Source organism: Streptomyces sp. A18, assembly GCF_059026065.1.
The window spans coordinates 22,910-36,594 of record NZ_JBWLKL010000010.1 but is presented as its reverse complement, the minus strand read 5'-3'; the positions used below and the strand labels follow the sequence as shown (position 1 = coordinate 36,594).

The following is a 13,685-nucleotide window of genomic DNA, read 5'->3' as shown; positions in this document are numbered from 1 at the left end:
CCGACGGAGGCATCGCCCTTCAGACGACGGCTGCGGCTTTCCGGAGCCCTTCGCGCCAGGGCTGACGCAGCGAGGCCCGCGGGAAGTCGAGAGCCACGGCTACCCCACCACTGGTAGTCGCCCCACAGCCGCACGACCAGGGAGGCATCGGTCACCCCGGCGTGCGCGCGCCTCCCGGTCGTGCTCCCGCGCGAAGGCCGGCGCCCGCAGCGTGCGAGCACCGGCCTGAGTCATGCACGGGCCATCGCGGAGATCCATCAGAAGGGCCCTAGGGGAGCCGCGGCTTCTCCGGCGCCATCGAGCGCCCCGCCACCTGAGCGGTCACCCGCGCGTGGATCTCCTCCGGGGAGAGATAGACGTCCGTCATCTCGAAGTCCTGCAGCGTGGCGGGCCGCCCGGACTGGAACCCGGTCCGTACGTAGTCGTCGCCCGCGAGCGCGTTGAGACCCCAGTTCGCGGCCGTGCGGAAACGCGCGGTGACGGTGCGCAGCGCCCCCAGGTGATAGCCGCGCGCGACGACCTGGGCGGGCAGACCGGTCAACTGGACGCCCATCGGCTTCGACACGGCCTGGATGCCGCCGAGGTCGACGACCAATCCCATGTCCTTGTGGCGATAGGCGGTCAGCGGCCGGCCCCGCAGCGCCGCGGTCACGTTCTTCGCCGCGGCCCAGCCCTGGCGCATCGCGTGCTGCGCGGTCGGCGGGCAGACCGCGTCGCCGCCCTTGACCAGGTCGGGGACGGCCGCCGCGTCGCCGAGCGCGAACACACCGTCCATGCCCGGCACCGTCAGCTCCGGGTCGACGACCAGGCGGCCCCGGTTGGTGTCGGCGCCCAGCGTGGCGATGAGCGGGCTCGGCGCGACACCGGCGGTCCAGATCAGCGTCCGGCAGGGCAGCGTGCGCCCGTCGGTGAGCGTGACGGTGTCCTCGGTGGCCTTCTCCACCGTCACCCCGAGCGACACCTCCAGGCCCCGCCGCCGCACGATGGCCAGGGCCTTCTCGCCGAGCCGGTCGCCCAGCTCGGGCATCAACTTCGGTGCCACGTCGACCAGATGCCACTTGATCTGCGAGGCGTCGAGCCCCGGGTAGCGCTTGACGGCGGCACTCGTCAGACGCTGCAGACACGCCGCCGTCTCCGTACCCGCGTACCCACCACCGACCACCACGAACTGCAGCCGGGACTCCCGCTCGGCCCGGTCCGAGCTCGCCGAAGCCAGGTCGAGCTGCGAGATCACGTGGTCGCGGATCCAGGCGGCCTCGGCCAGCGTCTTCACGCCCACGGCGTGCCGGTCGACCCCGGGGATGTCGAACTGCCGGGTCACGCTGCCGGGGGTCAGGACGAGGTAGTCGTAGCGCTCCACGACCTCCTCGCCGTTGATCTTCCGTACGATCACGGCCTTCGCGTGCGGGTCCACACCGATGGCCCCGCCCGGCACGATCGCCGTACGGCGCAGCATGCGGCGCAGCGGCACCGCGACCGACTGGGGGGTCAGCACGCCCGCCGCGACATGGGGGAGCAGCGGGAGATACAGCTGATGGTCCTGCGGGCTGATCAGCCGCAGTTCGGCGTCCTGCGCCTTGAGCGTCCGCTCCAGCTTGTGCGCGCACTCCATACCGGCGAAGCCACCGCCGATGATCAGAATCCGGGGACGTTGCATAAGAGATCGCTCCAGGGTTGGGCGAGGGGTCCGGTCAATCCTCCGACGAGGGGCGGCCCGGCGCACCTCGGATGCGCCGGGCGGGGAGCCCGGGTACCCCGAACCGCCGGAGGGTTACCCCGAACCGTCGAATCAGCCCCCTGCCCCGGCGAACCGCGGTTAGTCCCACGGATCGTGCGCGTTTCAAGGCGGTGGCGGAAGTACGCGCGCACGAACCTCCGTTGGGGACGCCGCTCTCAGATCCCGGGCCGGTACCGGATGGGGTGGTCCTCCGGCACCTCGACGACGACGATCTTGACGCCGTCCGGATCCGCGATCCACATCTCGACCAGTCCCCAGGGTTCCTTCACCGGCTCCCGGACCACCTCGACGCCCCGCGCCACGAGGTCCGCGTGCGCCTCCCGCGCGTCCGCCACCTGCAGCCACAGCTGGAGGCCCGGCGCGGGTGGGGCCTCCGAGCGGCCGGAGACCTCCAGGAAGCCGCCGCCCAGGAAGTAGACCGTGCCGCGCTCGGGGCCCGTACCGAACTCGCGGTAGACGGCGAGGCCCAGTGCCTCGCCGTAGAAGGAGCGTGAGCGCTCGGGGTCGGTGGGGCGGAGAAGGGTCCTGCTGCTCAGTACATGCACCATGCGGCCGCACCTTAGTGGGGGGATACGCTCGACGGTGCCTTGCCCACGCCGCGCCGGACAGCGGTGGGCCAGAGAGATCGGAGAACCCGCCCATGGACACAGCGCCGCGCCCGAACACGAGCGACGTCACCTTCCGGAGCGCCACCGAGGCGGACGTCGGCGCCATCGTCTCGCTCATCGAGTCGGCGTACCGCGGTGACTCCAGCCGGGCGGGCTGGACCACGGAGGCGGACATCCTGGAGGGGCAGCGGACCGACCCGCAGGGTGTCGTCGAGGTCATCGAGTCGCCCGTCAGCAGGCTGGTCGCGGTCGAGCGTGACGGCGAGATCGTCGCCTGCTGTCAGCTCGAAGACCGGGGCGAGCACGCCTACTTCGGGATGTTCGCGGTGAGCCCTGCGCTCCAGGGCGCCGGCCTCGGCAAGGTGATCATGGCGGAGGCCGAGCGGACCGTCCACGAGGAGTGGGGCGCGCAGGAGATGCACGTGACCGTGATCTCCCTGCGCACCGACCTCGTCGCCTGGTACGAGCGGCGCGGCTACCGCCGTACGGGAAAGATGACGCCCTTCCCGTACGGCGACGAGCGGTTCGGTATCCCGACGCGGGACGACCTGCAGTTCGAGCTCCTGGTCAAGCCCCTCGTCTGAGTACCGGCGCCGAAGCGGACGCGCCGGGGTCAGGCCGTGAACCGGCCCGTCCGCTTGATCTCGGGGTAGTCCGTGGTCGCGCCGTCCAGCTGCAGCGCGCGCACGAGGCGCAGATCGTCCTGCGTGTTCACGACCCAGCCGATGATCCGCAGGTCCGCCTTCTTCGCACGCTCGACGATCTCGAGCGTCAGGCGCCTGATGTTCAGTACGAGCGTGGTGGCGCCGACCGCCGTCGCGCGCTCCACGACGTCGGTGCCGAAACGGCTCGCGACGAGTGCGGTGCGTACCCCCGGGACGAGGCGCGCGATCTCGGCGATCGCGTCGTCGTGGAAGGAGATCACCTCGACGCGGCCGACCAGATCGCGCCGGTGCATCACCTCGGCGAGCGCGCGGGCGGCGGCCACGTCCTTGATCTCGGCCTGCAGCGGCGCCTTCACGGCGTCCAGGACCTCTTCGAAGACGGGGATGCGCTCGCCGCGCCCCGCGTCGAGCTCCCGGAGCTCGGCCAGGGTCTTCTCGGCGATCGGTCCCTTGCCGTCGGTCGTACGGGCCACGTCGGCATCGTGCATGACGACGAGGGCGCCGTCCTTGCTCAGATGCAGATCGAGCTCGATGAGATCGAGGCCCGCGGCTTGCGCGGCGATGAAGGACCGGAGGGTGTTCTCGGGTTCGACACCCATGACCCCGCGGTGACCGATGGTGAGGAAGTTCAAGGTTCACTCGCTTCCGTCGACGGCGGCTCGGTGGCCACGCGGCGGTGGGGTCCCCCGTTCGAGCGCAGCCGAGAGCGGGGGAGGAGGTGCCACGCGGCAAGGTCGCAGCCTAACGGCCCGCCTCCGTGAAGGAACCGCTCGTACCGGGGTGCCGCGAGGAATCGGAGTCGTCCGCTCTGCTTCCCATGATCCCGAGGAGGAGCCCGGTGATGACGGCGGCGGCAAGGACGGCACGGGTGGTCACAGGTGCACTGCTCCATACGGCGGGGTCGGCTGACCCCGCCCGTCCTACCGGCTGCCGCCCTCGCGCCGCGAGCCACGTCACCCTTGGGTGGGCGAGTCCTCGGGGGGTTGACCGGGGGTCGTGGGGCCGGGTGTTTCCGCGAGGTCGGCGAGCATCGCCTCCGCCAGTTCGATCTCCGCCTCGAGCCGCCGCCCGCTCCAGCGGAGCGCGATCTGCGGATGCGCCCACGCCTCCACCCCTTCCGCGCGGGCCAGGGCGTCGTGGACCTCCTTCAGCTCGCCCCGCGTGTGCGCGATGTGCGCGGTCACCAGGGCCCGCAGATGATCCGGCGCCGCCAGGTGCCCGAGCCAGACCCGCAGCAGCAGCGGGTGCTTCAGGACGGGGGGCCCCGCGTCCTGGGCGCCCCCCGCCCACCCGGCGAGCGCCGCACGGCCCTCGGTGGTGATGGCGTACGACCGCTTCGCGCGCGGCTCATCGGGTCCCGAGCGCCGCGACGTGGCGTACCCGACCGCTTCGAGGCGGCGCAGTTCGGCGTAGATCTGGCTGATGGCGGGTGCCCAGTAGAAGTGGCGCAGCGAGGCGTCCGCCCACTTCTTCAGCTCGTACCCGGTCCGCTCGCCGGGGAAGGAGAGCAGGCCGAGCACCGCCCACGCGGTCGGCGGCAGCTCGGCGGGTCGCTGCGGTGAGGTGGGTCCGGGGGCTGCCATATGACTGATTGAAGTGAACGTCACAGCGGCGGCGCAAGATGTGTGCGGTGTGGACGGCATGCGCGGGTATACGGGCTTCATGAGTGATCAACCGACGCCGCACATCCGCAGACTGCTCGGGGCCACCGACCGCCTCGCCTTCCACCGCGTGGCCGCCCGCTCCTGGCCGGCGGCGGAGCCGGTCCTGCCACGGCTGAGCCGGAGCGCCGACCACGGCCTGCTGTGGTTCGGCATCGCCGCGGGAGTCTGGGCGTTCGGTGGCGCGCGCGGCAGGCGCGCCGCGGTGCGCGGCGTCGCGTCCCTCGCCCTCGCGTCGGCCACGGTCAACACCCTGGGCAAGAGCGCGGTGCGGCGCTCCAGGCCGGTCCTCGACGCGGTGCCGGTGATACGGCACCTGTCCCGCCAGCCGATCACCAGCTCCTTCCCGTCCGGGCACTCCGCCTCCGCGGCGGCCTTCGCCACGGGCGTGGCCCTGGAGTCGAGGGGCCTGGGGGCGGCCGTGGCCCCGGTCGCGGCGTCGGTCGCCTTCTCCCGCGTCTACACCGGCGTGCACTACCCCAGTGACGTCCTGGTCGGCGCCGCCCTCGGCGTGGGCGCCGCCTACGCGGTGCGCGGCATGGTGCCCTCCAGGGCGCAGCTGCCGCCGCCCGCGCGGCCCCGCACGGACGCGCCCGCGCTGCCGGACGGCGATGGCCTGATCGTGGTGGTGAACCCCTCCTCCGGCGCCCAGCCGCAACTCATGGACCCCGTCCGGCAGTTGAAGACGGCCCTGCCCCGTGCGGAGGTCGTCCTGTACGAGGAGGACGCGGGGCCGCTGCCCAAGGTCCTGGAGGAAGCGGCCAGGGACGCGGCCCGGCGCGGCGGCGTCTTCGGCGTGTGCGGGGGAGACGGCACGGTGAACGCCGCCGTGACCCCGGCCCTGCGCTTCGACGTGCCGCTGATGGTGCTGCCCGGCGGGACGTTCAACCACTTCGCCGCCGACCTGGGCGTCGACACGGTCGCGGACGCCTGCGCTGCCCTCGCCGAGGGCAGCGCGGTGCGGGCCGACGTCGGCCGGATCAAGCCCCTGGTCGCCGGGACCGGTCCTGACGGCCGGGCGCACTCCGAGCCGGTGTACTTTCTGAACACGTTCAGCCTCGGCGCTTACCCCGAACTCGTACGCATCAGGGAAGAGTGGTCCCCCAAGGTCGGCGGTCCGCCCGCCGCGCTGCTCGGCGTCGCCCAGATCGTGCACACGGGGCGGCCGTTGAGCGCCGTGGTGAACGGGAAGGCCCGCTCGATGTGGCTGCTCTTCGCGGGCAACGGCGCCTACCGCAGCGCAGGCATCGCCCCGGTGCGCAGGCACGACCTGGCCGACGGGCTGCTCGACATCCGCATCGCGAACGGCGGACGCTTCGCGCGCACCCGCCTGCTGGCCGCGGCGCTCGCCGGTCAGCTGGCCAAGACCCGCCTGTACGCGTCCGCCAAGGCGCAGCGCCTGGTGATCTCCAGCCTGCCCGAGGACACACAGATGGCGTACGACGGCGAACTCGCCCCCGCGCCCCCCGCGCTGCTCCTCGACAAGCTGCCCGAAGCGCTCACCGTGTACCGGCCGGCCTCCGACTGACCGCGGCGCGGGCGCCAGGCGGGGGCGTTGGAGGCATTACGCCAAGCGGAGCACTCGGCGTGCGCCCCGGGCCCGGCGCCAGTGTCCTTGCGGTCATGGGTTACGACATAGACAGCCCGCGTGAAGCGGGCACCACACGACGTGACGTACTGAGCGTCGCCGCGGTCCTCCTGGCCGGCGGCGCCTTCACGGTGGCGGGACCGGCACCGCACGCCGCCGCCGAGACCGACGGCGAGTGCGGCATCGGCTACGACCCGGAGTTCGAGGAAGCACTCGCCGAGGCCGACGAGGCGATCCCCGAGGACCGCGCGCTCGCCCCCCAAGGACCTCCCGGCAAGTTCGCCCTGCCGCTGCGCCGGCGCTTCCGCGTCACCGCACGCTACGGAGTGCGCGGCAACTGGCTCGCCGGACACCACACCGGCATCGACCTCGCCGTCCCCAAGGGGACCCCGGTGCACGCCGTCGGCGGGGGCACCGTGGTGCTCGCGCGCTGGTCGGGTGCGTACGGCAAGGCGGTGACGGTGCGGCTGCGGGACGGGCACTACTCGGTGTACGGGCACCTGTCCCGCATCTCGGTGCGCCAAGGGGCCCGCATCGGCACCGGCGACCGCATCGGCAGCAGCGGGGCCACGGGGCGCGCCACCGGGCCCCACCTCCACCTGGAGATCCGGGCCCGGCGCGGCTACGGGTCGGACATCAATCCGGTCACCTATCTGGCGAAGCGCGGGGCCCGGCTGTTGTGAGAGCGCCCAGGGGGGGAACGCCCGGGGCACCGGGAACGCCGGGTCCTAGCCCACGGGGGCGCGGCCCGCGACCGCGGTGGAGGTCGTCGTGGTGTGGGCCAGGCGCGCGGTGCGTGCCGGGACGTCGACCGTGTAGGTGTCCACGGTCATGGACCGCTCCGAGACCTTGAGCACCATGAAGCCCACGTCGGAGAAGTTCTGCCAGGCGGCCGGGTGGTCGAAGTGGGCCCTGCCGTCACCGGACTTGGCGGCGGCCCCGCAGACGATCTGGCGGGTGCCTGCCGTGCGGGTCGTGGGCTCCAGGATCTGCAGGGTGTGGTCGTGGCCGGACAGGATCAGATCGGCCCGGCCGCACACCACCTCCTCGTACAGCTCCTTGAGGTGGATCCCGCTCGTGTAGTGGCCGATGACGAATCCGTCGTACGAACCGGCGCTGCCGTGCTTCCCGTTGTTCAGGTAGGGGTGGTGGCCGAGGATCACCTTCCAGCGGGCCCGGGACGCCGACAGCGCGGTGTCAAGCCACTGGCGCTGGGCTCGCATGTAGGGGCCGTCCCACTTGTACTGGCGCGAGGTCTGGGCGACCGTCGAGGCGACCGGGTTGGTGTCGAGGGCGAAGAACTCCACGACCGGATCGGCCGCCGCGCCCGGCGGTTCGGTGTGCGGCAGCGTGACGTTGTAGTAGCGGCTCGGCATGTACCAGCGCGGGGAGGAGGCCGCGTAGGCGACCTCGCGGTCGCCGCGCGAGGGGTCGCCGCCGCTGCCCGGGATCAGGCCCGAACAGTCGTGATTGCCCAGGACCATGAGCCAGGGCACGTCGATGCCGGTGTTGGGCTCCTCGAACTTGGTCCGGAACTCGGAGTCGTGGTCCGACTCGGGCCCGTTCTCGTAGATGTTGTCGCCCAGGCCGACGGCCAGCGATATCCCCTCGTCGCGGCAGACCCGCCGGGCGGCCTCCGTCACGGCCAGTTGCTCCTCGCCGCCGGTGCCGGAGTCGCCGGTCACCAGGACGGCGAACTCCCCCTTCCGGTTCGGCCCGTCCGGGAGCGGGAACTTCGCGGCGCCCCGCGCCGCCGCGGCCTGTCCCGCGCCGAACGGCAGGACGGCGAGCGCGGCTCCGGCGGCGGCACCGCCGAGCAGCGTGCGCCGGTGCAGGGTGAGGGCCTGCGGGCCCCACCGCTCGGTGAGGTCCCGGGCGAGCGGGGCATCGGCCCGCAGCCACTGCTTCTCGGTCAAGTCCGCGCGCGGCGGGATCAGTTCGTCATCGCACATCCGAGCGTTCTCCCATATCGGCGCGGACAGGGGAAGACGATCAGGCGAATTGCCGGTGTCGGACAGGTCACCGCGCCCGTGACCGGCGTCGTAGGGTCATCGGCGTGGAGCTCAGACACCTGTCGGGATTTGTCGCCGTGGCCGAGGAACTGCACTTCGGCCGCGCCGCCGAACGCCTGCACATCGCCCAGTCGCCCCTGAGCCAGCAGATCAAGCTCCTGGAGCGGGACCTCGGCGTGAAGCTGTTCGACCGCACCACCCGCACCGTCCGCCTCACCCCCGCGGGGCAGGCGCTCCTGGAGCCCGCGCGGCGGCTGCTCGCCGACGCGTCGGCGGTGCGCCGCACGGTGCGGGCCGCGCACCTGGGCGAGATCGGCCGGGTCAGCGTCGGCTTCGCCGGGGCCAGCAGCTACTCGGTCCTGCCGCTGCTCACCCGCGCCGTGAACTCTCGACTCCCGGGCATCGAGCTGGTGTTGGAGGGGCAGACCTACGCGGGCGAGGCGCTGCGGCGGGTGGCTGACGGGTCCCTGGACATCGGCTTCGTGGCGCTGCCCGTGCGGCGTGGCATCACGGCCCGTGTCGTGCGCATGGAGCGGCTCGTGCTCGCCCTGCCGGACAGCCACCCGCTGGCCGCGCGGCCCGAGGTGCCGGTGGGTGAACTGGCGGGCGAGCCGTTCGTGACGTTCCCGCTGTCCCGCGAGTCCGCCGTGCGCGAGGCCACGGTGCAGGCCTGCCACGAGGCCGGGTTCGCGCCCCGGATCGTGCAGGAGGCGCCGGACTCGTACAACATGCTGGCCCTGGTGGGGGCGGGCGTCGGCCTCGCCGTCGTGGTCGAGTCGGCCCGCAACATCCACCTGGAGCACGTCGTGTTCCGGCCGCTCGCCGGCGACGACGTCCCGGTCCTGCCCATCGCGCTGGGCTGGCGCAGCGGCAACCGGTCGGCGGCGCTGCACGCGGTCCTGCGGGTGGCCGAGGACGTCCTGCCGCTGCCCGCCGACGCACCTGATTCTGCTGGATGACGTCTCAGTACGGGCCGTTATTGGTCTTGGACACCTCCTAATGGTGGAGGGCAGAGTGACCCACGTCTCGCGACGGCGCGAGGACCGGCAGCCGGCCGCTCGGCTCCCTTCCCCACCTCGTCGGCCTCCGTCGCGGGATCTGCCGCCACGAGAGGACGCTCGTCATGCAGCAAGACGCCCCGCTCCCCGGGGAACCGGCCGACGCCCCTGCCCCGAGGGCGCCGGAAGCCCCCGATCCACGACTTGCCCGTGAGGCGCGCCGCGCGGGCGTCACCGCGTTCGTCGGCACCACCATCGAATGGTTCGACTTCTACATCTACGGATCCGCTTCGGCCCTGGTCCTCGGAAAGATCTTCTTCGCCGAGGCCTCGCCCGCCGTGGGCACCCTCGCGGCCTTCGCCACCTTCTGGGTCGGCTTCCTCGCCCGCCCCCTCGGCGGGCTGATATTCGGGCACTTCGGCGACAAGTACGGCCGCAAGAAGGCCCTCGTCACCACCCTCACGATGATGGGCGCCGCCACGTTCTGCGTCGGCCTGCTCCCCGGATACGCGCAGATCGGCGCCGCCGCTCCGATCCTCCTCGTCCTGCTCCGCATGATCCAGGGCGTCGCGATGGGCGGCGAGTGGGGCGGCGCCGTCCTCATCGCCACCGAGTACGCCCCGCCGGGCCGCAAGCTGCTCTACGGCGCCTTCGCCCAGCAGGGCTCCCCGGTCGGCAACCTCCTGGCGACGCTCGCCTTCCTCGGCATGGCCGGGCTCCCCGACGCCGCCTTCGAGTCGTGGGGCTGGCGCGTGCCGTTCCTGTTCTCCGCGGTCCTCGTCGCCGTCGGACTCTTCATCCGGCTCAGGCTCGCGGAGACCCCCGAGATGCAGGCCGCCCTCGCCCGGAAGAAGACCATCAAGCTGCCCATCAAGGAAGTGCTCACGCGCTCCCCGATGCTGGTCCTGCTCGGCGTGCTCGCCGGCACGGCAGGCGTCGCGATCACCTACGTCAAGACGACGTTCGCCCTCTCCTGGGCCACCAGCGACCTGGACTTCGACCGCACGACCTTCCTCACGGTCATCTCGCTCGCCCTCGTCGTGCAAGTGATCGTGCAGCCCTTCGGTGCCGTACTCGCCACCAAGTGGCCGGTGCGCAAAGCCGTGTTGTGGATGCTGCTCCCCGAATTCGTCCTGCTGCCGCTGATGTTCGTCCTCGTCGGCACGGGCGACTTCTGGCTCGCCGTCCTCGGCATGGGCCTCGCGACCTTCCCGCACGCCATGTACTACGCCGCGCTCGCCGGGATCCTCGCCCGCGTCTTCCCCGTGGAGGTCCGCTACACGGGCATGTCCCTCTCGTACCAGCTGTGCACGACCCTGTTCGCCGGGACCGCGCCGATCGTCTCGCAGTACCTGCTCACGGCCTTCGACTCCATCTGGCCGGTCGTCGCCCTCGGCCTCGGCTACACCGCGCTCACCCTCGCCGGTGTGCTGCCCCTCCTGGCCCGCACCGGCGACCCGGCCGACGACGCCGCCGACGCCGCCAAGTCCCGTACCGCACAACCCGCCTGACCTGGAGTCACCTGTGTCCTCGCCGTCTCCCGTGAACTTCGCCGACCGCGACCCCGCCCTGCGCCCGCTGCTCGACCGCCTCCTGACCGCCGACGACCGCGCCCGCGTCGAGCCGCTGCTCGCCGAACTCGGCGAACTGGCCGCGGGCGACCTCGACCGGCAGGCAGCCCTCGCCGACGCCCACCCCCCGCGCCTGGTCCCGTACGCCCCCGACGGCACCCGCGTCGACGCGATCGAATACCACCCGGCCCACGACCGCGCGGCCTCCATCGCCTACGAACGCTTCGGCCTCGCCGCGATGTCCCACCGCCCCGGCGTCCACGGCTGGCCCACCAAGATCCCGCACACCGTCAAGTACGCCCTCTCCTACCTCTACGTACAGTCCGAGTTCGGCATGGCCTGCCCGCTGTCCATGACCGACTCGGCCGCCCGCATCCTGCGCCTGTTCGACCCCGGTCGGTACGCCGCGGAGATCGCCGCGCTCTCCTCCACGGACCCCGAACTCCGGGCCACGGGCGCGATGTTCATGACGGAGCAGCAGGGCGGCACGGATGTCGGTCTGACGCAGACCCTCGCCACCGACCGGGGCACGCACTGGACCCTCACCGGCAAGAAGTGGTTCGCGTCCAACCCCGCCGCCGACGTGATCCTCACCCTCGCCCGCGTCCCCGGACAGGGCGAGGGGACGCGAGGCCTGGGCATGTTCCTCGTCCCGCGCCTGCGCCCCGACGGCACCCGCAACGCCATCCGCGTCGATCGCCTCAAGGACAAGCTCGGCTCGAGGTCCATCGCGAGCGGCGAGGTGACCCTGGAGGAGGCCTACGCGACCCCGGTCGGCCGGCTCACCCACGGATTCCGGCAGATGGCCGAGATGCTGAACGTCTCACGCCTGTCCAACGCCATGCGCGCCACCGCCCTCATGCGCCGCGCCGTCCGCGAGTCCCTCGACCACACCCGCACCCGCCACGTCTTCGGCAAGCCCCTCTTCGACCAGCCCCTGATGCGTGCCACGCTCCTGCCGATGATCCTCGACACGGAAGCGGCGCTCGCCCTGGTCCTGGAGGCCGCGGCCCGCCTCACGGCCGCCGACGACGGAGACGAAGCGGCCCAGGCGCTGGTCCGCGTCCTCACGCCGCTCGCCAAGTACACCCTGTGCAAGCGCGCCCGCACCGTCACCGGCGAGGCCATGGAGATCCGCGGCGGCAACGGCTACATCGAGGACTGGGTCAACCCGCGGCTCGTGCGCGACGCCCACCTCGGCTCCATCTGGGAGGGATCGTCGAACGTCATCGCGCTCGACGTGCTGCGCTGCATGCGCCGCTTCGGCTCGCACCGCACCCTCGCCGACACCTACGGCGACCGCGGCCCGGTGAAGCACCGCTGGGAACTCCTGCGCGAGCAGGGCGACGCTCTCCTCGAACTCCCTTCCACGGAACAGGAGATGAGGGTCGGCCGGTACGCGGACCGGCTCACGCACGCCGTCATGGCGACCCTCCTGCACGACCAGGCCGACCACGAGACCCAGGCGACCGGCAACGGCCGCGCCCTCCTGGTCGCCCGCACCTACACGGCGCTCCTCGACGACCCGGACGCCCTGCCCCGCACCGCCCTGGACCACCTGGCCGCACTGGCCGAGGGTGGGAAGGTCACGATCGCCACGGCCGAGGAGTCCGCCGCACATGCCTGCTGAGCCCCGCCCCGCGTCCCCCCTGGCCGGAATGAAGGTCGTGGACCTCTCCAAGATCCTCGCCGGTCCCTACGTCACCATGTCCCTGGCCGACCTGGGCGCGGACGTCATCAAGGTCGAGCACCCCCAGGGCGGCGACCCGACCCGCGCCTGGGGCCCGCCCTTCAATGGCCCCGACGCCACCTACTACTTGGCGGCCAACCGCAACAAGCGCTCGGTGACCCTGGACCTCAAGTCCCCCGAGGGACAGGAGGCCGTGCACCGGATGCTCGCCGACGCGGACGTCATGGTCGAGAACTTCCGGCCCGGCAGCTCACTGGCCGACGTCTTCGACTACCGCACCCTCAGCGAGCGCTACCCACGCCTGGTCCTGCTCCACATCTCGGCGTTCGGCGACACGGGCCCACTGCGCGACGAACCCGGCTACGACATGGTCGCCCAGGCGAGCGCCGGGCTGATGTCCCTCACCGGTGAGCCGGAAGGCCCGCCCGTCAAGGCCGGTTACGCGATGGGCGACCTGGGCGCCGCCCTCTTCGGCCTCATCGGCGTCACATCGGCTCTCGTCGAGCGCGAGCGCACGGGACGCGGCCAGTACGTCACGACCTCCCTGTACGAGTCCCAGCTCGCCCTGCACATCAACTGGGCCACGGGCTACTTCGCCACCGGGGAGCGGCCGGGCCGCCTGGGCTCGGGCCACCCGAGCCTCGTCCCGTACCAGGCCTACGCGGCATCGGACGGCCACTTCGTGATCGCGGTCGGCAGCGACGGTCTTTTCCGCCGCCTGAGCCAGACGCTCGGCCACCCGGAGTGGGCCGACGACCCGCGCTTCGCCACGAACCGCGCCCGCGTCACCCACCGCAAGGCCCTCAACGCCAAGCTGGAGGCCGTCCTCGTCGACGACACCGTGGCGCACTGGTGCGGGCTGCTCAAGCCGCGCGGCGTGCCCGTCGCCCCCATCCGCACCCTCGACGAGGTCTACGACTGCCCGCAGACCGAGGCGCTCGGCATGGTCCAGAAGGTCGACCACCCGGATGTCGGCCCACTCCAGCAGGTCGCCTTCCCCGTCAGCTTCCGCGGCGAGCGCCCAGCCGTACGGACCGCGCCGCCCACGCTCGGCCTGCACAGCAGGGACGTACTCGCCGAACTCGGCTACGACGAGGCGGAGATCGACCGCCTGCTCGACGACCCGCAGCACCCGTAGACCCGCCACACACGCA

The 13,685-nt window shown here is 72.3% G+C and carries 13 protein-coding genes; 7 read left to right on the top strand and 6 right to left on the bottom strand.

The annotated features are described in order from the left end of the window. Positions 1-268: 268 nt before the first annotated feature. Complete coding sequence (locus AC5P1C_RS18100; protein WP_493866882.1) at positions 269-1,657, bottom strand: NAD(P)/FAD-dependent oxidoreductase; 1,389 nt, start codon at positions 1,655-1,657, stop codon at positions 269-271. A gap of 236 nt (positions 1,658-1,893) precedes the next feature. Further along, positions 1,894-2,286 carry a VOC family protein gene (locus AC5P1C_RS18095; protein WP_493866881.1) on the bottom strand — a complete coding sequence of 131 codons (393 nt, stop codon included), beginning with the start codon at positions 2,284-2,286 and terminating at the stop codon, positions 1,894-1,896. 92 nt (positions 2,287-2,378) lie between these two features. Between AC5P1C_RS18095 and AC5P1C_RS18090 the strand changes: the two genes are divergently transcribed. Beyond that, a complete protein-coding gene (locus AC5P1C_RS18090; RefSeq protein WP_493866880.1) occupies positions 2,379-2,930 on the top strand; it encodes a GNAT family N-acetyltransferase in 552 nt (183 codons plus the stop codon). Between the two features lie 29 nt (positions 2,931-2,959). Here AC5P1C_RS18090 and AC5P1C_RS18085 read toward each other — a convergent pair whose 3' ends face one another. The 3 genes from AC5P1C_RS18085 to AC5P1C_RS18075 all read right to left on the bottom strand — a co-directional run bounded on the left by AC5P1C_RS18085 (position 2,960) and on the right by AC5P1C_RS18075 (position 4,594). Beyond that, on the bottom strand, positions 2,960-3,643 hold the full coding sequence (locus AC5P1C_RS18085; protein WP_493866879.1) for a glycerophosphodiester phosphodiesterase: 684 nt from the start codon (positions 3,641-3,643) through the stop codon (positions 2,960-2,962). Positions 3,644-3,752: 109 nt separating this feature from the next. Further along, on the bottom strand, positions 3,753-3,887 hold the full coding sequence (locus AC5P1C_RS18080) for a hypothetical protein (RefSeq protein WP_493866878.1): 135 nt from the start codon (positions 3,885-3,887) through the stop codon (positions 3,753-3,755). 77 nt (positions 3,888-3,964) lie between these two features. Beyond that, the gene (locus AC5P1C_RS18075) at positions 3,965-4,594 is read right to left on the bottom strand and encodes a helix-turn-helix transcriptional regulator (RefSeq protein ID WP_493866877.1); all 630 of its coding nucleotides are present in this window, start codon (positions 4,592-4,594) and stop codon (positions 3,965-3,967) included. Positions 4,595-4,673: 79 nt separating this feature from the next. On the opposite strand from AC5P1C_RS18075, the gene AC5P1C_RS18070 reads away from it, so the two are divergent. After that, on the top strand, positions 4,674-6,200 hold the full coding sequence (locus AC5P1C_RS18070; RefSeq protein WP_493866876.1) for a bifunctional phosphatase PAP2/diacylglycerol kinase family protein: 1,527 nt from the start codon (positions 4,674-4,676) through the stop codon (positions 6,198-6,200). 95 nt (positions 6,201-6,295) lie between these two features. After that, positions 6,296-6,943, top strand: a complete 648-nt coding sequence (locus AC5P1C_RS18065) for a M23 family metallopeptidase (protein WP_493866875.1) — start codon at positions 6,296-6,298, stop codon at positions 6,941-6,943. A gap of 45 nt (positions 6,944-6,988) precedes the next feature. Here the strand turns inward: AC5P1C_RS18065 and AC5P1C_RS18060 are convergent, their stop codons facing one another. Next, the gene (locus tag AC5P1C_RS18060; protein ID WP_493866874.1) at positions 6,989-8,212 is read right to left on the bottom strand and encodes a metallophosphoesterase; all 1,224 of its coding nucleotides are present in this window, start codon (positions 8,210-8,212) and stop codon (positions 6,989-6,991) included. 104 nt (positions 8,213-8,316) lie between these two features. Here AC5P1C_RS18060 and AC5P1C_RS18055 point away from each other — a divergent pair, with 104 nt between their 5' ends. The 4 genes from AC5P1C_RS18055 (at position 8,317) to AC5P1C_RS18040 (ending at position 13,669) form a co-directional block, all read left to right on the top strand. Continuing rightward, entirely contained in the window at positions 8,317-9,231 is a 915-nt protein-coding gene (locus AC5P1C_RS18055; RefSeq protein WP_493866873.1) for a LysR family transcriptional regulator, read from the top strand. Positions 9,232-9,395: 164 nt separating this feature from the next. Beyond that, a complete protein-coding gene (locus tag AC5P1C_RS18050) occupies positions 9,396-10,781 on the top strand; it encodes an MFS transporter (protein ID WP_493866872.1) in 1,386 nt (461 codons plus the stop codon). A gap of 13 nt (positions 10,782-10,794) precedes the next feature. Beyond that, positions 10,795-12,471 carry an acyl-CoA dehydrogenase family protein gene (locus AC5P1C_RS18045; protein ID WP_493866871.1) on the top strand — a complete coding sequence of 559 codons (1,677 nt, stop codon included), beginning with the start codon at positions 10,795-10,797 and terminating at the stop codon, positions 12,469-12,471. Beyond that, positions 12,461-13,669: a CaiB/BaiF CoA transferase family protein gene (locus tag AC5P1C_RS18040; RefSeq protein ID WP_493866870.1), complete on the top strand. Its 1,209-nt coding sequence runs from the start codon at positions 12,461-12,463 to the stop codon at positions 13,667-13,669. Before AC5P1C_RS18045 ends, AC5P1C_RS18040 begins: the two co-directional genes overlap by 11 nt. Positions 13,670-13,685 lie beyond the last annotated feature (16 nt).